This window comes from Bacteroidales bacterium (assembly GCA_013314715.1).
Taxonomy (GTDB): Bacteria; Bacteroidota; Bacteroidia; order Bacteroidales; family GWA2-32-17; genus Ch61.
Genome location: JABUFC010000044.1, coordinates 1 through 23,703 on the forward strand (window position 1 = coordinate 1; position 23,703 = coordinate 23,703).

Here is a 23,703-nt window from a genome sequence, read left to right on the forward strand (position 1 = left end):
ACGTTTTAAGTTGTTTTATGATTTTTTATACCGGTTATTGTTGTATTGACTAAAACCTTTAATAAGCCTTAAAGCTTAAAATTCTAATTGGTCATTACAACTATGAAAGAACAGAGGACTAATACGAAACATAGGCATGTAATCCTACGCAATGACATAGTTCACCTCTGTTCTTTTACCGGTATTTTATCACAAAAATACACGATACAAATCTAAAGGCAATGACGAGAAGGGATGGCAATGACAAAATAGAGTTTTGCAAAGGTCTTATATTTTTAGAAGAATAAACCCTAAACCCACCGTCATACCGAGCCTGTCGAGGTATAACTAATCACAAATTGAAATGAGCATTGGGGTCATTCTTCGACAAGCTCAGAATGACGACAAAAAGGTTGGACTCGATCAAAAAAGAAGTTTTGCAAAGGTCTTATATTTTTATATTTAGTTTACACATGTCCGAATAGATTAAAGTAGGCATTAAAAAAAAATGTAAAAATTATATTTGTAATTTTAAAAATAAATCATTCAAAATAAGTTTAATAAATTTCAATTTTAAAGATGTATGGGATAATTTTTGAAATTTGCTTATTTTTGGGTAAATGCTTAATATAATTATAATTATTATTGTTAAAAGCTTGTGGTTCAATTGTTTTTATACTATCTATAATATCTTTCAAAATGTCTGCTTTTACAGCGTAAGAGCTTCCTTCTTTTTCAAAATTTTTACCACAAACAATACCAATAATTTCACCTGCTTGATTAAAGACAGGACTACCGCTATTGCCAGGATTTGTAGGTATTGAAAGCTGAAAACTATTAGTATCCTCATTATATCCAGTAAATGAGCTTATACTACCTTCGCCAAATACAATAGAATTTTTGCTAAAACCTAAGCTATAAACATAATTTCCTAATTCGGTTGGATAATTAAAATTGATAATATAAGGAATACGTTGAATATTGGCAAAAGCAGAATCTGTTATTTTTAAAACGGCTATATCGTGCTCAATATCGTTTAAAACAATTTTAGCATGAAAACGAATGGAACTGTCGGCAGCATTGGTTACTAGTACAGAATCATAATCTGAAACAAGGTGAGAACTTGTAATTAAATATCCTTTATCAGAAAGTGCAAAAGCAGTTCCTCTTAAATAAGTTATTTCATTACTATTAAATAAGGTGTTCCATAGAGATTTTTGATTTTTTGAAATGGTGGTAATACTATTTGATAATTGTTTATAAGCTTTAATTTGATGGGTGTAGTTAAACCATCCCGTTAGGTATAAGGTTGTTAATACAGCAATAATACTAACTGCTGCTACAGAGCTATATTGAATTAATCTTCTAAAAAATATGTTATTAGAAACTTGATTAAGTTTTTTCAACGCCTCGTAAGTGTTTTCTGCTTTTTTAAGATTATTGACAAATATTTTGTATTTAGCATGGTTGTTTAGTTCTTCAATTAAGCGAATATTTTCATTAAAATCTTTTTCTAATTCAGGATTTTCAGCAAAAATTTGCTGCAAATAATTTAGTTCTTCTTTTGTAATAGTACCGTTTACTTTTTTTTCGCTAAGTTCAAATAAATGAAGTTGATTCATAGGTTTAGAGTTTTTGAAATATTTTTTTTAAACGTAATAAACATTTATATTTTTGATTTTTTGCATTTTCGGCATTGGTATAACCCATTTTATTGGCAATTTCTTGCATGGAAAGCTGTTCAATATAAAATGCAGTGAGAATACTTTTACAGGGTTCGCCTAAGTTATCGAGGCTAATTTTAAGATTTTGTTGATTTTTGATTTTTTCTTCGGCTTCTTCAAGTAATAGTTCATGGTCGCTAATAATCTCATCAAAATCGTTAATTTCCTGACTGTTTTTATTTAAACGTTTAAGTTCTGTTAACCATAGGTTTCGCGAAATGGAATATAAATAGGTATTTAGCTTACAATTTAAATAAAAATTATCGTTTTGAGTTTTATAGAATAATATTGTCATGGCTTCTTGAAAAATATCTTTAGCATCGTCGTCAGTACCCCCATTTAAGCGAATAAAATTCGCAACAGAAGGATAAAATTTTTTATAGGCATAAGTGATTGCCATGGTATTATTATTTTTAATCCCTTGAATTAGAGTTTGTTCGTCGAGTGAAAGTTTATTTTTCATTGACAATAATTAATATAAGATTGAGTACAAAAGTAACCCATAAAAAAAAATTAAAAAAATTTTTTCATAATTGGGTTACCTCTATCCTTTTTTTTATATTAATGAACGAAATCAATGTTTAACTTTAAAAAATTAAAAAAATGAAAAAAGCTATTTTCGGTATTTTCGTAGTTTCGATGTTTGCTTTAGCATCATGTGGTGGTAACAAAGACGAACAACAACAAGCTTTAGATTCTTTGAACCAAGCTTTAGATCAAGCAGTTCAAGATTTAAACACTCAAGTAGATTCTTTAAATGCTACCATGGATACTACAGCTACTCAACCAGCTCAGTAATAATTGAAAACTTGGAAGACAAGCAAAATAAAAGCCGCTCAATTGAGCGGCTTTTATTTTTTATTAAAAGAGGCAACTTTAAAGGTCGCCTCTTTTTTTAATATTATAGTTTTGTAAAACGCTGGTTTATTGATAAACCATTCACTTTTGATTTTAATATATAAACGCCTTGTTTTAGTGAACTTACATCAAGTTGGAATTGATGATTGGCATAGGTGTTCTTTACAGTAATATCAATTTTGCGTCCCATTAGGTCATAAACTTCAAAATCGGCTTTTTTAATTTCGATATCTAAAATTTCAATAGTAAGTTTTTCGTATGTTGGGTTTGGATAAACTACCATATGTTGTTGTAAATCGAGTTCATCAATGCCGACTAAACAGCCTACAACTTGGATTGCAAGAGATGTGTTATAAATGAGTGTGTCGTTAAAGAATTGAGTAATAGTTTTCCAGTCGGTTGGAGTTTTTGCCAAATATAAAGTGTTTTGACCATTTACACCGCGATTGGGTGCCATATATACAACAAAAGTATCGACAGGACTATTATACCATAATTGATATCCTACAAAAAATTTACCATTAACATTTATAGGTGTATTAAAATGAACTGATTTATAAAGTTGAGGAGTGAAATTATTAATTATTTCATCTTTATAGCCTAAAATGTTTCCTGGTTTGCCGGTTAATGAATCTACATCCCAAACAGTAAAACGTACTTTATTATTGGGAGAGGCACCATAGGCTTTTACTACGGGAACAAGCAATCCACTAACATTAGTGTAAGTATAGTTTACTTGTTTATCGGCATAGTATTTAATTTGACTTTGATTATGTCCGGGTATGTAACCCCATTTATTAGGTGCTAAGTGAATAAATACTAATGGATGTTCTCCTTGTTTAATATTAGAAGTTGTGTCGCAGAAACCATTGGGATCAGGCCATACTTCGGTTGTTACTACAATGTAATCTTGTTTTACAAGGGTATCAGAAAAGGCTCCATTACTTACAACTAAACGCACATCGTAAATGCCTGGTGTGCTATAGTTAATATTAGATGGATGTTGTACGGTTGAAGTAGATGGGTTGCCACCTTCAAAAAACCAATTCCATGAAGTGATAGGACCAGTTGAAAGATCTTCGAAACTTACATTACCTCCTTGAACAATTAAACGCGTTGTAATTGCATGGAAATTAGCATGAACGGTATCAGCATTCGAAGGGTCGAATACACAAATATAATCATGTTTTACTAATGTGTCGTTTCCAAGGAAACTATATAGAATTAAAGTAACATCAAAACACGATATTGAATCGTAGGTAATATTGGTAGGATTTTGATTGGTTGAAGTGTTTGGAGTTGCTCCTTCAAAAATCCACACAAGTGAATCGTAAAAGCCTGTAGAAAGATTCGTAAAGTTTACACTCATTCCACTTTGAATAGTGGTGTAATCGGCTGTGAAATTTGCATGGGGAGCATCGCTTGAATCTAAAACGGTAATATAATTGTTTTTAATTTCGCTATCGGAGCTTGTACCATTGGATGCTGTTAGAGATACGTTGTAAATGCCGGCTGTATTATAGGTTACAGTTGGATTTTGTACAGTTGAAGTAGCGGGTGTGCCTCCTGCAAAGTTCCACGACCACGATGTAGGTGAGTTGGTGCTCAAATCTGTAAATTGAACGGTTCCGCCTACTAATATGGTGGTATTGTTTGCTGTAAAGTCGGCATGAACTGCATTTGGATCGTAAACTTCGATATAATTTTGTTTGGTTAAGCTATCGGATGAAATTGCATTAGAGGCTTTTAATTTTACAGCATAGGTACCAACAGCATTGTATTGAATGCCTGTAGGGTTTTGTAATGTTGAAGTGTTGGGGGTGCCTCCGGTAAATGTCCATTGCCAAGTGGTTGGGTTACCGGTTGATAAATCGGTAAAATCAACTGTGCTTCCAACAGGAATTGAAAGAGGATTACCAGAAAAATTAACATGAACCGTATCGGGACTACTCATTGTGCAAGCTGTTGATTGCCCAAGTTGTTCTAATGGACCACCCGGAGCAAAACAAGCTTGGATACGCAATTTTTGGTCGGGAGTAAAGTTTGCATAAGCAATATCGTCAACATAATCCATAAAATTCATGAACATAATACCCGGAGCATTGGGCGAACATGCATCAGTAAGGGGGGGAGTAGGGTTGCCATAAGTTTCAACATCTTGAGGGGGAGTATCGGCACATTGGTCATCGGGTGTACAACCACTCTGATCGCCCCAAATATGAATAAGGTTAAAGCAGTGTCCAATTTCATGAGTACCTGTTCCGCCTAAATTATAAGGTGCAACGGCACCGGTAACACCTGTATATTCCCAGTGATTAACTAAACCAAATTCATCGCTCAAGGGGGCTACTGGATAAAGAGCATAGCCACACAAGCCATTACCTAAATCACAAATCCATAAATTTAAATACTTATTAGGATCCCAGGCATCTAAGCCACCTTGAGAATAGTGTTTTACACCTGAGTTAGTACCCCATTGTGGACCAGTATAGTCTCTACGTTCAATCCCAGAGGTCGGATTTCCTTGAGGGTCTATTTGAGCTAAACAGAATTGAAGTTCGGTATTGGCTTTTAGGCTTGAAGAAAAAGGTCCCATGCTGTGAGGATTTAATCCAGCAAAGTCTTGATTTAATACTTGAATTTGTTCTGTAACTCGTGAATCAGGAAATTGTGCATGTTGAGTTGGAGAAAGTACAATATGAACTACCACTGGAACCGTAACTACTGCCTTTGGAGAATAGCCATTAGGGTGTTCGGCTACAAATTTGGCGGTAAATTCTTGTAGTTTATTATACCGTTCAAGGTAGGTTGGATCGGATTGAATGAGGTGTTGATGAATTTCGTCCGTAGCACATTTACGTTTTCGTTGAATTTGTTGTTGAGCAAAAAGCTCCATTACTAAAATGAAAGCTAAAACAATAGTAAAGAATTTTTTTATCATAAAAAAACTATTTTAGTTGCTGTAAATGTAATGAATTTCTTTTAAAAAAATCTATTTATATAGACGCTTTTTTTTTGTTAATAGTTGCTTAATAAATTTGTGATGAATAGGGTAATTATAATAAAAAAAACTGCCACGTGGGCAGTTTTTTTAGTTACTATTCTCGGGTTTAGGTAATAAAACTTTTCTGCTTAATTTAAGTTTTCCTCTTTCGTCGAACCCCATTAGTTTGACTTGAATTTTTTGTCCGATGTGAAGTACATCTTCAACTTTTTTTAGACGTGTCCATTCAATTTCGGAAATATGGAGCAGTCCTTCTTTTCCAGGAAATAGTTCTACAAATGCGCCATAATCTTGAATAGATTTTACGACGGCATCAAAAACTTCGCCTACTTCGAGTATGCCAATAATGCCTTTAATACGTTTAATGGCGGCCTCAATTGATTGGGCATTATTACCACTAATTTCAACTACGCCCTTATTGTCAACTTCGTCGATAACAATAACGGTATTGGTAAGGGCTTGGATCTCTTGTATTACTTTGCCACCAGGACCAATTACGGCTCCAATTTGATCTTTGGGTATAATCATGCGTACAATACGAGGTGCATGGGGTTTAAAATCGGGGCGAGGTTCGGGTAATGTTTCTAATATTTTGTCTAATATATAAAGTCGTCCTTCTTTAGCTTGTGCTAACGCTTTAGCTAAAACTTCGTACGAAAGACCATTTACTTTTATATCCATTTGGGTAGCTGTAATTCCATCTCTGGTACCGCATACTTTAAAGTCCATATCGCCTAAATGGTCTTCGTCGCCTAATATGTCGGATAGAATTACATAGCGACCTGTTTTTTCGTCGGAAATCATTCCCATAGCGATGCCCGATACGGGTTTTTTTATTTTAATACCAGCATCCATTAAAGCGAGTGTACCGGCACATACGGTAGCCATTGATGAAGATCCGTTTGATTCTAGAATATCAGAAACTACGCGTATGGTATAAGGATTAACTTCTGGTTCAGTTGGAATCATACGTTTTAAAGCACGATGGGCTAAGTTACCATGTCCTACTTCGCGACGTCCAACGCCACGATAGGGGCGAGCTTCGCCCGTTGAGTATGGGGGAAAATTATAGTGCAAAATAAAACGTTCGTAACCTTGAATAACGGCACCATCGATTAATTGTTCATCGAGCTTGGTACCTAATGTAACGGTGGTGAGCGATTGTGTTTCGCCTCGGGTGAAAATAGCTGAGCCATGTGCCATGGGTAAATAATCTACTTCGCACCAAATAGGACGTATTTCGTCCATTTTACGACCATCGAGGCGAATATTTTTACTTAAATAGTATTCGCGAACTACATCTTTTTCTAGATTTTTGTAATAACGTTTTACCATGGGGGTTAGTTCTTCGCGTGTTTCTTCGGGGAGGTTAGCAATAAATTCTTCAAGAATTGCTTCTAGTTGATTGCTCCGTTCGTGTTTGTCGGTAATACCTTGTTCTAAAACATGATATATTTTCTGAAAAGCAAAATCGTGTAATGCTTGTTTGATGGTTTCATCATTTTTTTCGTGGCAATATTCACGTTTTTTTATTTGTAATTGTTCAGCAAGTTCTATTTGTGCCTTACAGTGAACTTTTATTTCTTCATGGGCAAGGCGGATGGCTTCAATCATATCTTCTTCGGAGGCTTCGTTGAGTTCACCTTCAACCATTAAAATATTATCATAGGTAGCCCCCACGATCATGTCTATATCGGCTTGTTCAAGGTCGCTACGATTGGGGTTTATTACAAATTTTCCTTGAATGCGTGCTACGCGAACTTCGGATATAGGTCCATGAAAAGGGATGTCGCTAACAGCAATAGCAGCCGATGCAGCTAATCCGGCTAAAGCATCGGGCATTGTTTCGCCATCGGATGAAATTAAATCGATATTAACGAAAGTTTCGGCATGATAATCATCAGGAAAGAGAGGACGTAAGGCTCTATCTACTAAGCGAGAAATAAGTATTTCATAATCGGATGGGCGGGCTTCTCTTTTTAAAAAACCACCGGGAAATCGTCCAGAGGCAGAGTATTTTTCGCGATAATCAACCGAAAGAGGCATAAAATCTACGTCTTCTTTTGCTTCGCTTGCCGATACTACAGTGGCTAAAAGCATGGTATTGTTCATGCGAATTACTACCGAGCCATGAGCTTGTTTGGCTAATTTACCCGTTTCAATAGTAATGATTCGTCCATCACTTAAACAAATTTCTTTTTTTATTAAATTGTACATAACTAAATAATATATGTGTTTATAAATAATAAAAAAGGCAATTAAAAATTGCCTTTTATTTTCTTAAATTCAGCTTGTTTACAATAGCACGATATCGTTCAATATCTTTGTTCTTTAGGTAATTGAGCAGTTTTCTACGTTTACCTACTAACTTTACTAAAGCTTGCTGAGTTGAAAAATCCTTGCGGTTATTTTTCAAATGTTCAGTTAAATGAGCAATACGGAATGAGAACAATGCGATCTGGCTTTCTGCAGATCCAGTATCTACGTTACCCTTACCGTACGACTCGAATAATTCTTTTTTCTTTTCTGCAGTTAAATACATAATCTTATGGTTTTAATTTTAGAATGGCAAAGGTACGAATTATTTTTATATCTTTTACTTTTTCTTTAAAAAATATTTTTCTGTTATGTTTGGATTGATATTTGAATTATTTTTGAGCTAATTAAAAATTAGTTTTTTATATGAAACCTATTTTTTTAGTGTTATTGATTTGTTTTTTTTTGCAAGTATTGTATGCTCAAGATAGTTCAAAAATTACCAAAAAATATTTTGCTATAAGTTTACAACCAAATTATCAGGGGTTGATTACTTATGCCATTATTGATGTAAATAATAAGGGTGAGGTAGTTAATCGCACTTTTTATGGGCTTGTAAACTGGATGCATCAAATTGTGGGCTTGCAAAAATCGGTAGCGAACCCTGAAGGTAAAAACTTGTTAAAAGAAGCAGGAATAGAAGGACCCGAAGTTGTTGGAGAATTGTGGAAGTTGCGATATTCTGAATCGCCTTATGATGGTTCGCCCAATGAAAAAGGATGGGCAGCAAAACCACGTATGCCCAGTGAAGGGCAAATGCAAATGCTTGCTAAATTTGGTATTCGTACTATTAACGATTATGTGTATGGGCAAGCTTTATATGACTTACTTAATGCAATGGAAGATCCTGCATGGGTTTCGGAATACCAAAATAAATAAGGTTTAGATGAAATTATTTAGATAACGCTCACCGGTATCGCAAATAATGGTTACTAATTTTTTGTCTTTAAATGTTTTACGTTGTAGTATTTTTAGGCTAGCACAAACGTTCGCACCTGACGATATTCCGCACAAAATTCCTCTTTTTGCTAACATTCGGGCTGTTTCGTAGGCTTCTTCGTTGTGTATGGTGATAATTTCATCGTATATGCTTGTATTAAGCGTATCTGGTATAAATCCTGCTCCAATACCTTGAATTTTGTGAGGTGCAGGTGTGCCGCCCGATAAAACGGGTGAGTCGCTTGGTTCTACAGCAACAATATAGGTTTGGGCGTTTTGTTCACGAAGGTATTTGCCTATTCCGCTAATGCTACCGCCAGTCCCTACGCCGGCAACAAATACATCTACTTCTCCCTTCATGCTATTCCATATTTCGGGTCCGGTAGTGCGATAGTGCATAGCAGGATTTGCCGGATTTTTGAACTGATAAGGAATGTATGCATGTTGAAAATCATTAACCAATGTTTCTGCTTTTTCTATAGCTCCTTTCATCCCTTTATCCGCAGGAGTTAATATGAGTTCGGCTCCATAAAGTTCTAATATTTTTCGCCGTTCTATGCTCATGCTTTCGGGCATAGTGAGTATAAGTTTATATCCTTTTACAGCACAAACCATGGCTAATCCTATTCCTGTATTGCCACTTGTAGGTTCAATAATAATGGTATTGTTATGAATCAGTCCTTTTTGTTCTGCATCTTCAATCATGGCTAAGGCTATACGATCTTTTACAGAACCACCTGGATTAAACGATTCCATTTTCAGATAAATGGTTTTGTTGTCTATTTCAATTGGAACAATTGGCGTATTTCCAATAAAGTTTAAAATATTCATGGCTATTTTTTTTCAAAGAAAAAAAAATAATGAAAGAATAAAAATGACACTTTTTATTTTTTATTTCGATATGCCCTTGGCAATATCGTTCATTAATCGGTTTATGGTATTTTGGCTAAAGGGTTTGGTAATATAAAAATCGAATCCTTCAGCTAAAGCAGCTTTTATATCGTCTTCCATGGCAAAGCCACTCTGACCTATTACTATGATATTGGGATTATGTTTTTTTATTTCTTTCAGTAAGTCAAAACCATTCATATCGGGAAGTTTAATATCGCTAAAAACAATTTGTATGGGATGCTGTTGTAAAATTTGTAAGGCTTCATTGGCATTTTGTGCTCTGAAAATTTGTTTACAATATGCTTGTAAAAATATAGTTAATAAATCTCCCGATGATGGATCGTCTTCAACAATGAGTAAATGTGTACATTGAAATAATGGTTTTGTGAGTTGTTCTTGTTCATTATTTTCAATAGATTGGTAAGCTGTTAATTGAACAGGTATTTTAACTGTAAAAGTAGAACCTTTTTCTACTTCAGAGTTAACCTTAATATTGCCTTTGAGCATTTCTACATACGATTTTACTATCGAAAGCCCTAAGCCAACGCCTTCGTAGGGTTTATTGGATCGCATGTCGGCTTGGACAAAGCGTTCGAAAATAATATTTTGTTTTTCTTTGGGGATGCCAATACCGGTGTCTTTTACGTTTATTTCGAGTATGGAGCCTTTTAATACGTAGCCAAATTCGACATAACCGCTATGTGTATATTTAATGGCATTTTTAACCAAATTCGTTACAATCGATAGTAACTTACTTTTATCGGTTTCGATTGTGAGTGGTCTTGGAAAGGTTGGGTTTAAGAAAAACGACAATTTTTTTTCTTCGGCTTCGAGTTTTAGATTTTGATATATAAAGTCAAATTCTTTATCAACTTCGACAATGTTTTTTGTAACCGATATTTCTCCGGTTTCAATTTTCGAGATTTCTAAAATATCGTTGATTAAGTTAAAAAGCCGATTGGAGCTTTGTGCAATTACTTTTAAATATTCTTGTTTTTCTTCTTCGGTAATGGGGGTATTTCTGAGCAATTCGGTAAATCCCATAATGGCATTGAGGGGTGTGCGAATTTCGTGGCTCATATTAGCCAAGAAATTGGTTTTTAGTTTCTCGCTTTGTTCGGCTTTTTCTTTAGCTGCAATAAGAGCTTGTTGCATTTGTTTTTGTTTGGTAATATCGATTTTTATGGCTACAAAATGAGTAATTTCGCCTTTGGTATTTGTAATGGGCGATATACGAGCATTTTCCCAGTAGTAAGTACCATCTTTGCGTTTGTTATAAAATTCGCCAATCCATGTTTCGCCCGAGAGTATGGTCTCCCATAAATTGCGGTAAAAATCTTTGTTATGATAACCCGATTTAAGAATACTAGGATTTTGGTTGAAGACTTCTTGGGCATGATAACCGGTAATTTGTGTAAAAAATGGATTAACGTATTGAATTTTGCCCCAAGGGTTTGTAATAATGATACTTGCTGGTGCGTTTTGAAAAGCCCTTTCGTATATTTTTAATTGGAGTTCAGTTTTTTTTAGGGCTGTAATATCAATAAAGCTTACAGCAAACTGTCCTTTTTTAGGAGAAAAAGCATTAACAAGATACCAGCGGTCGAGAACTTGCCAATAGTTTTCAAAGCTGATCCTTTCGCCGGTAAGAGCTACCTTGCCAAAAATATCAATCCAATATTGTTCTGTATTGGGCCATAATTCTTTAACTGTCTTCCCTATAATATCTTGTTTTGATTTTGAGCCAGTAAACGTTAAAAATGCTTCGTTAACTTCTAAATATTTGTAATCGATGGGTTGACCTGTTGCGTCTGTAATAATCTCGTGCAAGGCATAAGCTTCGATGAGGTTATCAAATAAATTTTGGAACTTACGCTCTTGTTCAACAACGGGTGTTTTATCGTGAATAATCGAATAAAGAAGTTCTTGATTATTGAGAATTATTTTTCCGCTATATACTTCAACTTCTTTTATTTCGCCATTTTTAAGACGATGCTTGAAGTTAACAAAATGGCATTGGTTTTCTTTTTCCAATTGCATGGCTTTTTTAATCTCATCATCGCTCAAGATATTGATTTGATTGATATTAAGTTGAGTGATCTCGTCGAAACTGTAACCATAAAATTCACAAGCTGCTTTGTTGGCATTAACTATTTTACCGTTTTCGGGGTTTATTAACAATTTGATAGATTGGCTTTCGACAAAGAGCTTTTTGAAAATATAGTCTTCGTTGCGAAGCTGTAGTACCGAAACTAATATTTCGTTTTCGTTGAAGTTAATAAAGTAAGCTTTAAAATATTGTTCACGGTTATTAATAACCAATTCGTATTCTAACTCTTGGTTTTGTTTGGTTGTATTAAGTGCAAAAATTTTGGTTCTAATTTGCTCAGCTAATGAGGCGGGGAATATTTCTTCGATGTTTTTATTTAAAAATTCTTTTGGTTTTTTATAAAGAGGTAGATAATGCGGATTAAAAAATTCTTTGATATATCCGTCTTTAGTTACCACAAAAAGCAAATGCGGTATTTGGTTTATGATAGAAGCTAATTTTTTTTCGTATTCAATAAGTTTCTGGTTTAATTGTTTTACTTCGGTAAGGTTATTGGCAATACCGATAATAGCGGGTTTATTATTGTAATCAATGAGCGAAGCTGATACTTCAACTTCGGCAATACTTTTGTTTAAAGTTATGATTTTAAGGTATGATTTAACAACGGGCAGTTGTTGTTCAAAAAGTTTTTTTAAATCATTTGCAGATATTTGAATATAATCGGGATGAACATATTGGGCAAAATTTTTTCCTATTAAATCGTTTGCATTTGAAGCTTGCATTAGTTTAATAGCAGCTTCGTTAACGTAAATGATTTGTTCAGTCGAATATATAAAAATTGGATTAGGTGCAATATCTAGTACATTTTTTAAAAAAGAATAATTAAACTGCATTGGTATCGTTTTTTTTCAAAAATACAGAATTTTTTTAAAAAATATTAAAACCTAGTAACATGAATAAACAAATTCAACCAAGCTAATAAAAATAGTAATATTTTTAGTGGTATCAACCTTACACCCACCGCCATACCGAGCCTGTCGAGGTATAACTAATCACAAATCGAAATGAGCATAGGGGTCATTCTTCGACAAGCTCAGAATGAGGAGCAATTCGACAAGTTTAGAATGACGATAAAAAACAATCACCCTACACCCACCGTCATACCGAGCCTGTCGAGGTATAACCATTCACAAACCGAAATGAGCATAGGGGTCATTCTTCGACAAGCTCAGAATGACGAGCAATTAGATAAGCTCAGAATGAGGAGCAATTCGACAAGTTTAGAATGACGATAAAAAAACAATCACCCTACACCCACCGTCATACCGAGCCTGTCGAGGTATAACCATTCACAAACCGAAATGAGCATTTGGGGTCATTCTTCGACAAGCTCAGAATGACGAGAGATTCGATAAGTTCAGAATGAGGAGCAATTCGACAAGTTTAGAATGACGATAAAAAACAATCACCCTACACCCACCGTCATACCGAGCCTGTCGAGGTATCACCATTCACAAACCGAAATGAGCATTTGGGGTCATTCTTCGACAAGCTCAGAATGACGAGCAATTAGATAAGCTCAGAATGACGATAAAAAGGTTTGACTTGACAAAAAAAGATACTTTTATTCATCGTACTTGGGTTTAAAAATTAGAATAAAAAAAGCTGTCACAAAGGACAGCTTAAACGATTAAGATAAGTTTATTTTAGTGTTTGCAACAACCTTTATCACCATGTTGTTGATGTCCGCAACCATTGCCAGTTCCTTGACCATTGTGTTGCCCACAATCTTTACCTTTCATTCCTCCTTTATCGCCACAGCAATCGGCACCCTTTCCGTGCATTTTGCCACAATGTTTGGCATCGAAAATGACACGTTGCTTGTCGGTTAATACATTTCGAACAGCTTGACGGTGAGCTTCGTTCTTTTTCATTAAATCATTTTGAATAGCAGTAATTTCGTCAATGGTTTTGTTAATGGCAGCATTATCTACTTTATCGGCTGATTGTAAGGTTTTTAAATGAGCTCTTTTTTCAGCAACCTGTGCTCTGAGTTGGTTTACTTCTTTTAAATGAGCAATTTGAAGATCTTCGATTTTCTTTGTTTGTTCCTGAGTTAAATCAGGAATGTCTTGCCACATTTTGCCATTGCAGCAGATTTTAGTATTTTCACTTTCTTTATTTTCAGCGGTTTGAGCTGTTAAGATAGTACTGCCTATAAAAATTAAGGCAACGAAAGTTAACATGAATTTTTTCATAAACATTTTTTTTATTGGTTTCTGTCGTTTAGATGACAGAAATGGGTAAAGGTTTAATGACTAAGAAAAAAAATTATCGAATTAAATTTACTACTCCACTTTCTTCGTGTAGAATGCCGTTAAAATCTCTGAATTTGGCAAGCCAAGTATAAGAACCAATGGGAGCAATTTCACCGTTTTTAACTTTGCCATTCCAATATTCGTTGAAGTTTTTCGATTCCCAAATAACTTCACCCCAGCGGTCGAATATTTGAATACTAAAAGTGCTTTCGTCAATGCCGTTACCAAAAAGTTTAAAACCGTCGTTAATTTGGTCGTCGTCTGGACTAAAAGCATTGGGGGCATAAAATGTATATACATCTTCAACCACAACGTGTCCTATAACGGTATCGATACAGCCCTTATCAGAAAATACAACCATCATAACTTCGTAAGTACCAGGAATTGATGGGTACATGTGATTAGGTTGGTAAATATTAGATGAATCGCCATCGCCAAAATACCATTGAACACTGTCTGCTAGTGATGAATAGTTAATAAAATCAAACAATGGTTTTGTAATATTAGCTCGTATGGGATTAGGCTCAAAACGACCTGTTGGCTTAGGATAAACCGTTATCCAATTTGGGTAAGTATTAGTTACTTTACAACCATTAATGGTAGTAACTGTTAAATTAATAGTATAAACGCCATCGTTTTCAAATGTGTGTGTTGGGTTTTTAATGTATGCTGCTTCGCCATCGCCAAAATCCCAAACGTACGATTGTCCTTCGTCGGGGCTGCCATCGTTAAAGGTTACAGTGAGTGGTTCACATCCACTGATAACATCAGAACTAGGATTAAGAGGTGGATTGGGATACACAAAAACAGGAACATTAATCGAAGCTAAGTAATGGCAACCATCGGTTACCGATAATATATAATCTTGGCTCATGTTAGGATAAACATGAATGGGAGTAGGAGTAGGTTGTTGATTTAAAATAAACGTATAAGGTCCGCCGTTTCCTCCCGATGCTGAAGGATAAATGCTGAAAAGCTCACCCGGGCATATGGAATCGTTGCTGGTAAAATAACTTAACTGCAATGGAGGGTAGATACTTATTACTAAATTATCTGACGCCTGACATTGACGTGAATCGGTAACCGTAACCGAATAGTTAGTTGTTACCTGTGGTGAAAAAGTAATGGTTTGTTGTGTTTGACCTGTATTCCATTGTAGTTGATAAGGGAAGGTTCCACCTGTTACAGCTGCTGTAATAGTTACCGATGAGTCTTTACACATAAAAACAGAATCGGGAATATCAATGAATAATTTATTGGGTTCATAAATATATTCGCTTGCTTTTACAGTGCATCCTTGCATATCGGTTACTGTAACAGTATAATTTCCTTGAAGAACATTGGTAATAAAAGAAGCCACTCCACCATTTGACCAATGATAAAAATAAGGAGCTGTTCCACCTGTTACACTCGAAAATATTTTTCCATCCATAGCACCAAAGCAAGAAATGTCTGTTTTCTGAAGGCTCACTTCTAATAAGGGTGGATTATTTACTAACACAGTGGTAGGATTAGAAACACATCCATGTTGGCTAACTGTTAATGAAATACTAAAAGTGCCATCAGTATTGTAACTAATCTGATAGGGACCGCCATTGTTTCCGCTTATTATTTGTGCATTACCAAAATTCCAATTATATACAACAGCACTATCGACCATTCCGGTAAATGTAACCAATGTAGTATCACCAAAGCAATGAATGGGTTCAACCGTAAATGTTGAGGTTGGAGTATAATTGAAAATTATGGTTACTGTATCGGAACTTATGCAACCATGATTATCTTCGGTCCATTGATATTGATAGATACCATGCATTGAGACAGTTGTTTGCGAATTAGGGCTATGATTATTAAAAAATTGTGAAAATCCGGGTCCACCGATTTGCGACTATGTACCTACGCCATAAGAGGGTATAGCATTTAGTTGATACGACAAAGCACATATTGAATCAAGAATTCCGGCATTGGCTTGAGGTTGGTTCCAGAGAGTAACAGTAACCAAATCGCTTTGAACACAACCATATCCGTTGTTTTCAGTCCATTGAAGTGTGTATATGCCTTCGGTTGTGGTACTAATAGAACTTGTAGCACTAGTTGAATCATTAAAGTTTATAACTCCAGGTCCGCTTATTTGTGTCCATGAGCCATTGCCAACACTTGGAATAGCCGCTAAAGTGGTATTCAGTTGACATAAACTAATATCGGTGCCTGCGTTGGCGGTGGGCATGGTAGTAAATCGAATTTGTACGGTGTCTCTAGAAATACAACCGTTATTATCTTCGGACCAAATAAACGAATATAAGCCATCGGCACTAACGGTTACATTTGTATTCGCTAAATGATTGTTGTCAAAATTTACTGTACCAGGTCCTGAAGCCGTCCACGTACCTATTCCTACCGAAGCAATGGCTTGCATGGTATATTGATGACTACAAACAGAATCATCTGGTCCTGCTTGTGAATTAGGGGGTACAATAATGTTTATCGTAATATCATCGGTAAGTGTGCAGCCATTGCCAGCTGTAACAGTAACAGTATAAGTGGTTGTATGAGTAGGTGTAACGGTTAATGTGGCTCCGCTTTGTCCTGTGTTCCATGTATAGAACTGACCACCATGAGCAGTGAGAGTAACCGATTGACCTTGGCAAACCGCGGTGTCGGGACCAAGAACAGGAGGTACAACACCACCCACTGAGACATTAAAATTACCGGTATATGAGCAACCAAAAACATCATACACAATAGCTGTATATGGGAATGTTCCAATAGAATCGGCAATCATATAACCGGTAGTGTCGGTAAGGCTTTGATAATTATAACCTTGAAATGTAACATAATCGACAGGTACACTATAAGTCCAACCCGAAAGTAAGGCTTGATTTTGAAGCGTTAGCGACCACCAGAATACCCAGCCATCGTCAATGCCCCAATTATCGCATATCTCAATGCTCCATGTGCCATTAAGCGGACATCCAACAAGACTTGTGAGCGGATTTTGTGGTTGAATATAATTTGTATGAGCTATTTGATCAGTAGCAGGTATTGGACTTGTTCCGGCATCTAAATCATTCAAAAGTCCTTGTGTTGGATATATTTCTGACCAGCAATAGGTCCAACCAGTACCTTGCCCGCATCCGGGTGGATTGGCTGAACAAGCTCCACAATCGGTATCGTCTGCTTGTCCCATAGATGAACCTCCAGAGTTGTCGTAACTATCTAGAACAGCACTTTGTCCGTTTGGGCAAATAATTCTGAAAGATAAATCACCTGTAAAGGAGTGTTCCATGTTGATGCATATTTCTGAAATATCGGCTGCTGATTCAATCGTAGCTCCTGGAGGGAAATTAGTAAAAGTAACGGGCGTGCCGTAACATTGTTGAGGACAATTAGGACCATCGGGGATATAAGTTACCGTATTAAATTGTTCGGTTTGGGTTAACGATGTATTAGAAGTGGTAACAACGATAGAAGATGGGTCGGAAGTTGCACTAATAAAAAGAGAGTCTCCGGTACATAATTCTGATGGGGGATTGATTGTTACAATATGTTCAGAAGCGATGCGTACACGTATATATAATTGTTGTGTACTTACGCATCCATGATTATCGGTAATACTTAAAAAAACATTGTATCCGCCCACAATAGCATAGGAGTGAGTTACAGTTTGACCATCGGCCATATTGCCATCGCCAAATACCCAGTGGAAAACACAGTTGCTTGCATCTTGATGATATAAAATATCATTTTCGGGAAAAACACTGGCATTAGCTAAAGCTGCAAAGGTTATAGTTTCGCCTTGACAGATATCAATATAAGTAAATCCATTTTCTACATGAGGAGTTGGTAATGTATTAACTACATCTATTTGTGGAACAATAGACTGACACATTTGACCGCACAAAATAGTAGCATTCCAACCGGCTCCTGTATTACTGCCGTTGGTTTTTAAACGAACAGTTAAACTACCACTTGTATTCGATAATGATGCTTGAACCATCGTATTTCCGTTTATGAGTGGGTTAAAATTGTTATTGTGTTTGCTTAGTAAGGGTGAGGCGGTTGAAGGTCCATCGTATATGTAAAGTGTATCGTCGGCAGCAATATCGAAATTGGCAAAACTTATTCTAACATGTGTATTGGGAGCTACATTTCCTTGCAATGTTATCCAATAATCTTGATTATTACCATAATTGGCACCGCTACCACCGCTATCATAAAACCAATATCCACAATACTGACCTGATGTATTATGAGTTGTACCATCAAGACTAATGGTTTGATTTTGGCTGTAGGATATTAATGGTAAAAAAAATAAAAGTACAAGTATGTTTTTCATTGTTTATTTAGGTTTGGCTTGGAATTTCTTTAATAAGTAATCTTTTGAACGAACAATTAAAGCATAGTTTGTACCTTCAATAAGGTACACATTTTTGTTGGTTGGGTGAAATGAAACAGGTAAATCGAAAATGTTGATTTGATCGGTTTTTATGGTTTCATTATTAAAACAATTGTCGGGGAGAGTAATAGGAATAGCTTTGTTTAAATCTTCGGGTTTTAAATATTTTTTGTCAGTTATTTGATAACCATTTTCTACTACAAATAAATAATAGTTAAGTGAGTCTGGGAAATGTGTTTTTAAATAATTAACACGTTCGTTGCCAAAGGCTTGATTTAATTTTGCTAAGGCATCGTTGTGTTGACCAAAGCTAACAGTTACATTGATTACAAAAACACTAACCAAAAGACTTTTTAAGGTGTTCATACGATTGAAATTTAATTTAAGACGTAAAGTTAGAAAAAAGGTTGCTTTAAAAAAAATAAACAAAAATGCTGAATTGACTTATCAATAATAAATAAAAAGTCAAATTAAATATTCTTGGGTTTGAAACTTCTTTTAAGGAATAAAATAACGGGGTTTTGCTTATTTTTTCGAACGAATTGGATACCACAATTTTGACAATTATCAACACAATTTCCACAAGCAATACATTCTTTATTATCGAGGTAGCTTGTTCGTTTTCGGCGCATGATAGCATTAATATCGCAAGCTTCGTTGCAGTTTTTACAACTGGTACATGCTGATTTTTTGTAGCCAAGAACAGAGGCTCCCGGAATAGCCGATATCCATCCTAAGGTAATTCCAATAGGACAAACTGCTCGACAAAAAGGTCTATACGAAAAAATGGAACTGATAAGTAAAAATGCAACTAAAATAGCACTGAGGATTTCGTAGTTGTAATTCAAGCTTATATTAAAAATAGCTTTAAATGGGTCGATTTTACACCAAAAAATTTCACCCATAAAAAGTAATTGTATAATTAACAAAACTATTAAAATATAACGAATAAGTTTTAAATAGTAGGCAGTTTTTTCTTTTTGTAGCCATGCTATTCCCTTGGGGCGAAACAGAAATTCTTGCAATGCACCCATGTGGCATACCCATCCGCACCAGACTCTGCCAAAGAGGTAGGTTAGGGGTATGAGGCCAATAAACCATAGCATTGAAGTCCAATCGACTTCAACTCCACGTATAAATAATATTGTATTCTCAAAACTGCTTATCATACATGGGCAAGCACCGTTATAAAATCCAAAAAAGCCTAAACCGATAAGTAAAAAGACCATTCGTAGGTTTCTGGTTCTTTTATATCTGACTAAAATTCCTGCTATAACGGTTAGACCAAGAGCTATGAGTGTAATCATCATGGTGCTTCCCCAAGTAAAATCAAGCGTACTATTTTGATTATTCTCCAAATTGGCGTATGGACAACCGGCACAATTACCATTGCATGCAGCAGCTGTGTCTTCGTTAAATTCTTTAAATTCACTAAAGTCATCGCTTGTTTGAGTTGTGGTATCTTCGTTAAAAGGTTTAAATTCATCTTGAGCGTAGCTAAAGCTCGAGAATAAAACTGTTACAAAAATTATCCAAATTTTTAACATAAAGTATTTTTTTACGAGCAACAAAGCTATACAAAATATTTTTCAAATAAAATAATTGATTTTATCGTTATTCTTTTTCAAAAAAAGATTTTCTACTTTTATGCAAAATAAAAGTATATGAAAAATTGTCGTTTTGTTGTCTTTATGATTTTACTAATATTCGGTATTACAGGTGTTTATTCTCAAAATACGGTTTTCGACAAAGTGAAAATTACAATTAAAGAACCAGCCGATATTCAGCAGATAAGTGAGCTTGGAATACCATTAGATGGTACGTATATCAAAAAAAATGAATACATCGTTGGCGAATTTTCAAGACAAGATATCGAAAAAATAAAAGCTAAAGGTTATTCGGTTGAAGTATTAGTTGCCGATATGGCTTCTTATTATGAAAAAAGAAATAAACAAACGGCTGATTCTTTAGGACTGAAAAAAAAAGCCATAGAAAATGCTTCTTGTTTCGTAGATAAATATCCCACACCCCATTATTTTACCTTAGGTTCAGTGGGTGGCTATTATTCTTACAATGAAATAATGGCTCAATTAGATAGTTTGCATCAGCGTTTTCCACAGTTAGTAAGTGTTAAGCAAGCTCTTAGTCCTAATTCTATTGAAGGGCGAAAGCTTTGGTACGTAAAAATTTCCGATAATCCTTCAGTTGAGGAGTCTGAACCTAAAGTGTTATATTCAGGGTTAACACATGCTCGTGAGCCAATGGGAATGCAACAGCTCTTTTATTATATGTATTATTTGCTCGAAAATTATCAAACCAATCCCAGTGTAAAATATTTAGTCGATAACCTTGAGATGTATTTCTTGCCTTGTACTAATCCCGATGGTTATGCTTTAAACGAATCTACCAATCCTAATGGAGGAGGTATGCACCGTAAAAATTGTCGTCCAACAGGAGCTTCCAATTATGGAATTGACTTAAACCGCAATTTTGGCTATATGTGGGGCTATGATAATGTTGGCTCTTCGACCAATATTGAATCTGAAACATATAGGGGTACTGCTGCTTTTTCTGAACCCGAAACGCAAGCCTTAAAGGCATTTGCCGAAGCAAAACAATTTACCTATGTTATCGATTATCATTGTTATAGCAATGTATTGCTTTATCCGTGGGGTTATACCAATGCTACTACTCCCGATAATAATATTTTTAGAGCTTATTCTGATTTAATGACGCAAATGAATGGCTTTTTTTATGGTACTCCTATGGAGGGAGTTGGTTATAATGCTAATGGAGGTTCGTTCGATTGGTATTATGGTGAGCAAAGTTCTAAACCTAAGATTTTGGCATGGTCGCCCGAAGCAGGAAATGCCAACGATGGCTTTTATCCAGCATCGAATCGCATAGAATATATTGCTAAAACATTTATGGAAATGAATCTATATATTGCTCGTTTTGCTTTGAAATATGCCGATATAAAAGATTTATCAAATCGTTTCATTGTAAATGGTAATTATGTACGTTTTTTGCTTTACAATGTTGGAATGAATACACCTACCGATTTTACACTTACATTTATTCCGGTAAGTAATGGCTTGCAAGCTACTACATTGCAAAAAAATTACGTTCAATTATCCTTTTTACAACAGTTCAACGATTCGTTTCAAATAAACATTGATGCCAGCATTCCCGATGGCACTCTCTTAAAATATTTGTATAAAGTTGAAACTTCGCAAGGGTTTTATTATACCGATACATTTAGCTTTGTTAAAGGAGTTCCTGTTACATTGTTGACCGAAAACTGCAGTTCTATGACACAGTGGACTTCTACCACATGGAACACCACTTCTTCACAATATCATTCGGCACCCAAAAGCATAACCGATTCGCCTAGCGGTGATTATCCTGATAACACCACTCGTACTATTACGTTAAATCAGGCTATATCTTTATCCAATGCTGTTTATGCCGAGCTATCGTTTTGGACCAAATGGGATATTGAACCCTTAGCCGATTATGTTCAGGTGCAAATATCGACCGATAATGGCACTACATGGCAACCCTTGTGTGGGCAATATATGCAACCCTCGTTTTTGACTTCTACAATAAACCAGCCCATTTACGACGGTATGCGTGATGAGTGGGTACAAGAACGAATTATATTAAACGATTACCTTGGTCAGAATATTAAAATCAGAATAAAATTGATAAGCGGAAATTCTTATACCATGCAAAACGATGGTTTTTATTTCGATGATATGTTGGTTCAAGTTATATCAAGCCCTTCAAACGTTAATATCAATGAGCTGAATGATACATTTAATATTTACCCAAATCCTGCAAAAGATAATGTTACTATTCAGTATCGAGTAAAGAACGATGCTGAATTGGTGGTAACTTCTATTTTAGGACAAGAGATTAAAAAAATTAAACTCGATGCAACCAAAACTTCATTTTTCCTGTCAATAGAGGGATTAAAAGGTTTATATTTATTTACGATTAAGTCTAAAGACGAAATGTTGAAACCCCAATGGATAATGGTAGAATGAGAATTATTGTTGTCGTTTTATTGTTAACTTCGCATTTATTGTTGGCTCAAACCTCTGTCAAAATAGCTTTGCTAAAGTACAATGGAGGTGGTGATTGGTATGCTAATCCTACGTCTTTGCCAAATTTAATAAAATTTTGCAATAAAGAACTAGGGACAAATATTCATCCCGAACCGGCTACAGTTGAAGTTGGAAGTGCCGATTTGTTTAATTATCCTTTTGTGCATATGACCGGGCATGGCAATGTGTTTTTCAATTCCCAAGAAGTGCAAAATTTAAGAAACTACCTTATAGCCGGAGGTTTTTTGCATATCGACGATAATTACGGTTTAAATGAGTTTATTCGTCGAGAGATGAAAAAAGTTTTTCCTGAAACCGATTTTGTGGAATTGCCTTTTTCGCATCCTATTTATCATCAAAAATTTCAATTCCCCAAAGGATTACCCAAAATTCATGAGCACGATGGTAAAGCACCACAAGGATTTGGTATTTTATATCAAGGACGGTTGGTTTGCTTTTATTCGTACGAAACCGATTTGGGCGACGGTTGGGAAGATACCGATGTACACAACGACCCCGAAGAAAAACACATCGAAGCTTTAAAAATGGGCGCTAATATTATTCAATATGTGTTTGGTAAATAAAAATATATATGTGCAAATCTAAATATCTATATGCTTATGTATAAAAAAATGTTTTTCTTTTTATCTATAGTTACTCTTTTGGGTGCATGTAAAAGCGAGAATGAAGAGGATTATTTGGGAGTTAAGAATAATAATGATTCTACATCGTGCGATACCCTTTATGTAACATATTCTAAGCAAATAAAGCCAATGTTAGATTATGATTGTGCTTATTGCCATATGAATGATATGGTTCCTGGTTGCGATTTAGATAATTATGAACACACGGTAAATTATATTAGCAGAACTGGCACAAAATTATACGACTATGTTAAAAATAACGATCATCAAGGAGTAGTTCTTGATTCATGTAAATTAAAACAATTGAGCAAGTGGGTACAAAATCCTGCACCTTAAAATAACTATGATTATGAAATAGCCATGAGAATAAATTCACAGCAACCGAAAATGAAATTATCACTCACAAATAAGCCTTGCTCTTTATTCGAATGGCGTATTCCATGTGACCTTAATTTAAAAATTAAAAAATAATTAC

Annotated in this window: 17 protein-coding genes; 5 read left to right on the plus strand and 12 right to left on the minus strand. The window is 35.2% G+C overall.

What is annotated here, in order from left to right; all coding sequences use genetic code 11:
* Positions 1-536: 536 nt before the first annotated feature.
* Together HPY79_09995 and HPY79_10000 are read right to left on the minus strand one after the other, a co-directional pair.
* A complete protein-coding gene (locus tag HPY79_09995; protein ID NSW46130.1) occupies positions 537-1,601 on the minus strand; it encodes a trypsin-like peptidase domain-containing protein in 1,065 nt (354 codons plus the stop codon).
* A 4-nt stretch (positions 1,602-1,605) separates the two neighbouring features.
* Positions 1,606-2,166 (minus strand): sigma-70 family RNA polymerase sigma factor, encoded by a 561-nt coding sequence (locus tag HPY79_10000; protein ID NSW46131.1) that lies wholly within the window; start codon positions 2,164-2,166, stop codon positions 1,606-1,608.
* A 140-nt stretch (positions 2,167-2,306) separates the two neighbouring features.
* Here HPY79_10000 and HPY79_10005 point away from each other — a divergent pair, with 140 nt between their 5' ends.
* Positions 2,307-2,501, plus strand: a complete 195-nt coding sequence (locus HPY79_10005; GenBank protein NSW46132.1) for a hypothetical protein — start codon at positions 2,307-2,309, stop codon at positions 2,499-2,501.
* Positions 2,502-2,604: 103 nt separating this feature from the next.
* Here the strand turns inward: HPY79_10005 and HPY79_10010 are convergent, their stop codons facing one another.
* The 3 genes from HPY79_10010 to rpsO all read right to left on the minus strand — a co-directional run bounded on the left by HPY79_10010 (position 2,605) and on the right by rpsO (position 8,107).
* Positions 2,605-5,502 carry a PKD domain-containing protein gene (locus HPY79_10010; GenBank protein ID NSW46133.1) on the minus strand — a complete coding sequence of 966 codons (2,898 nt, stop codon included), beginning with the start codon at positions 5,500-5,502 and terminating at the stop codon, positions 2,605-2,607.
* Between the two features lie 150 nt (positions 5,503-5,652).
* Positions 5,653-7,782 carry a polyribonucleotide nucleotidyltransferase gene (locus tag HPY79_10015; protein NSW46134.1) on the minus strand — a complete coding sequence of 710 codons (2,130 nt, stop codon included), beginning with the start codon at positions 7,780-7,782 and terminating at the stop codon, positions 5,653-5,655.
* A gap of 55 nt (positions 7,783-7,837) precedes the next feature.
* Positions 7,838-8,107, minus strand: coding sequence for a 30S ribosomal protein S15 (rpsO, locus tag HPY79_10020; protein ID NSW46135.1), 270 nt, complete (start codon positions 8,105-8,107; stop codon positions 7,838-7,840).
* Positions 8,108-8,247: 140 nt separating this feature from the next.
* Between rpsO and HPY79_10025 the strand changes: the two genes are divergently transcribed.
* Positions 8,248-8,760, plus strand: coding sequence for a hypothetical protein (locus HPY79_10025; protein NSW46136.1), 513 nt, complete (start codon positions 8,248-8,250; stop codon positions 8,758-8,760).
* A 3-nt stretch (positions 8,761-8,763) separates the two neighbouring features.
* Here the strand turns inward: HPY79_10025 and cysK are convergent, their stop codons facing one another.
* From cysK to HPY79_10060, 7 genes are all read right to left on the minus strand, one after another.
* Entirely contained in the window at positions 8,764-9,651 is an 888-nt protein-coding gene (cysK, locus tag HPY79_10030) for a cysteine synthase A (protein NSW46137.1), read from the minus strand.
* A gap of 60 nt (positions 9,652-9,711) precedes the next feature.
* Complete coding sequence (locus HPY79_10035) at positions 9,712-12,654, minus strand: PAS domain S-box protein (protein NSW46138.1); 2,943 nt, start codon at positions 12,652-12,654, stop codon at positions 9,712-9,714.
* Positions 12,655-13,467: 813 nt separating this feature from the next.
* On the minus strand, positions 13,468-14,019 hold the full coding sequence (locus tag HPY79_10040) for a Spy/CpxP family protein refolding chaperone (GenBank protein ID NSW46139.1): 552 nt from the start codon (positions 14,017-14,019) through the stop codon (positions 13,468-13,470).
* Between the two features lie 73 nt (positions 14,020-14,092).
* Positions 14,093-15,895: a gliding motility-associated C-terminal domain-containing protein gene (locus HPY79_10045; protein ID NSW46140.1), complete on the minus strand. Its 1,803-nt coding sequence runs from the start codon at positions 15,893-15,895 to the stop codon at positions 14,093-14,095.
* Between the two features lie 72 nt (positions 15,896-15,967).
* Positions 15,968-18,415, minus strand: coding sequence for a PKD domain-containing protein (locus tag HPY79_10050; protein ID NSW46141.1), 2,448 nt, complete (start codon positions 18,413-18,415; stop codon positions 15,968-15,970).
* Positions 18,416-18,418: 3 nt separating this feature from the next.
* Positions 18,419-18,841 carry a hypothetical protein gene (locus HPY79_10055; protein NSW46142.1) on the minus strand — a complete coding sequence of 141 codons (423 nt, stop codon included), beginning with the start codon at positions 18,839-18,841 and terminating at the stop codon, positions 18,419-18,421.
* Positions 18,842-18,945: 104 nt separating this feature from the next.
* The gene (locus HPY79_10060; GenBank protein NSW46143.1) at positions 18,946-20,022 is read right to left on the minus strand and encodes a 4Fe-4S binding protein; all 1,077 of its coding nucleotides are present in this window, start codon (positions 20,020-20,022) and stop codon (positions 18,946-18,948) included.
* Positions 20,023-20,139: 117 nt separating this feature from the next.
* Here HPY79_10060 and HPY79_10065 point away from each other — a divergent pair, with 117 nt between their 5' ends.
* The 3 genes from HPY79_10065 to HPY79_10075 are packed head-to-tail and all read left to right on the plus strand — an operon-like array spanning position 20,140 to position 23,564.
* Entirely contained in the window at positions 20,140-22,524 is a 2,385-nt protein-coding gene (locus HPY79_10065) for an immune inhibitor A (protein NSW46144.1), read from the plus strand.
* A complete protein-coding gene (locus tag HPY79_10070) occupies positions 22,506-23,168 on the plus strand; it encodes a DUF4159 domain-containing protein (GenBank protein ID NSW46145.1) in 663 nt (220 codons plus the stop codon). Before HPY79_10065 ends, HPY79_10070 begins: the two co-directional genes overlap by 19 nt.
* Positions 23,169-23,216: 48 nt before the next feature.
* The gene (locus HPY79_10075) at positions 23,217-23,564 is read left to right on the plus strand and encodes a hypothetical protein (GenBank protein ID NSW46146.1); all 348 of its coding nucleotides are present in this window, start codon (positions 23,217-23,219) and stop codon (positions 23,562-23,564) included.
* The last annotated feature ends 139 nt before the right edge of the window (positions 23,565-23,703 follow it).

What these genes read in the sequence shown, in the direction of transcription:
- HPY79_09995 (NSW46130.1), bottom strand. Translation starts at nt 1,601, where the DNA reads ATGAATCAACTTCATTTATTTGAACTTAGCGAAAAAAAAGTAAACGGT.
- HPY79_10000 (NSW46131.1), bottom strand. Translation starts at nt 2,166, where the DNA reads ATGAAAAATAAACTTTCACTCGACGAACAAACTCTAATTCAAGGGATT.
- HPY79_10005 (NSW46132.1), top strand. Translation starts at nt 2,307, where the DNA reads ATGAAAAAAGCTATTTTCGGTATTTTCGTAGTTTCGATGTTTGCTTTA.
- HPY79_10010 (NSW46133.1), bottom strand. Translation starts at nt 5,502, where the DNA reads ATGATAAAAAAATTCTTTACTATTGTTTTAGCTTTCATTTTAGTAATG.
- HPY79_10015 (NSW46134.1), bottom strand. Translation starts at nt 7,782, where the DNA reads ATGTACAATTTAATAAAAAAAGAAATTTGTTTAAGTGATGGACGAATC.
- rpsO (NSW46135.1), bottom strand. Translation starts at nt 8,107, where the DNA reads ATGTATTTAACTGCAGAAAAGAAAAAAGAATTATTCGAGTCGTACGGT.
- HPY79_10025 (NSW46136.1), top strand. Translation starts at nt 8,248, where the DNA reads ATGAAACCTATTTTTTTAGTGTTATTGATTTGTTTTTTTTTGCAAGTA.
- cysK (NSW46137.1), bottom strand. Translation starts at nt 9,651, where the DNA reads ATGAATATTTTAAACTTTATTGGAAATACGCCAATTGTTCCAATTGAA.
- HPY79_10035 (NSW46138.1), bottom strand. Translation starts at nt 12,654, where the DNA reads ATGCAGTTTAATTATTCTTTTTTAAAAAATGTACTAGATATTGCACCT.
- HPY79_10040 (NSW46139.1), bottom strand. Translation starts at nt 14,019, where the DNA reads ATGAAAAAATTCATGTTAACTTTCGTTGCCTTAATTTTTATAGGCAGT.
- HPY79_10045 (NSW46140.1), bottom strand. Translation starts at nt 15,895, where the DNA reads ATGCATGGTATCTATCAATATCAATGGACCGAAGATAATCATGGTTGC.
- HPY79_10050 (NSW46141.1), bottom strand. Translation starts at nt 18,415, where the DNA reads ATGAAAAACATACTTGTACTTTTATTTTTTTTACCATTAATATCCTAC.
- HPY79_10055 (NSW46142.1), bottom strand. Translation starts at nt 18,841, where the DNA reads ATGAACACCTTAAAAAGTCTTTTGGTTAGTGTTTTTGTAATCAATGTA.
- HPY79_10060 (NSW46143.1), bottom strand. Translation starts at nt 20,022, where the DNA reads ATGTTAAAAATTTGGATAATTTTTGTAACAGTTTTATTCTCGAGCTTT.
- HPY79_10065 (NSW46144.1), top strand. Translation starts at nt 20,140, where the DNA reads ATGAAAAATTGTCGTTTTGTTGTCTTTATGATTTTACTAATATTCGGT.
- HPY79_10070 (NSW46145.1), top strand. Translation starts at nt 22,506, where the DNA reads ATGGATAATGGTAGAATGAGAATTATTGTTGTCGTTTTATTGTTAACT.
- HPY79_10075 (NSW46146.1), top strand. Translation starts at nt 23,217, where the DNA reads ATGTTTTTCTTTTTATCTATAGTTACTCTTTTGGGTGCATGTAAAAGC.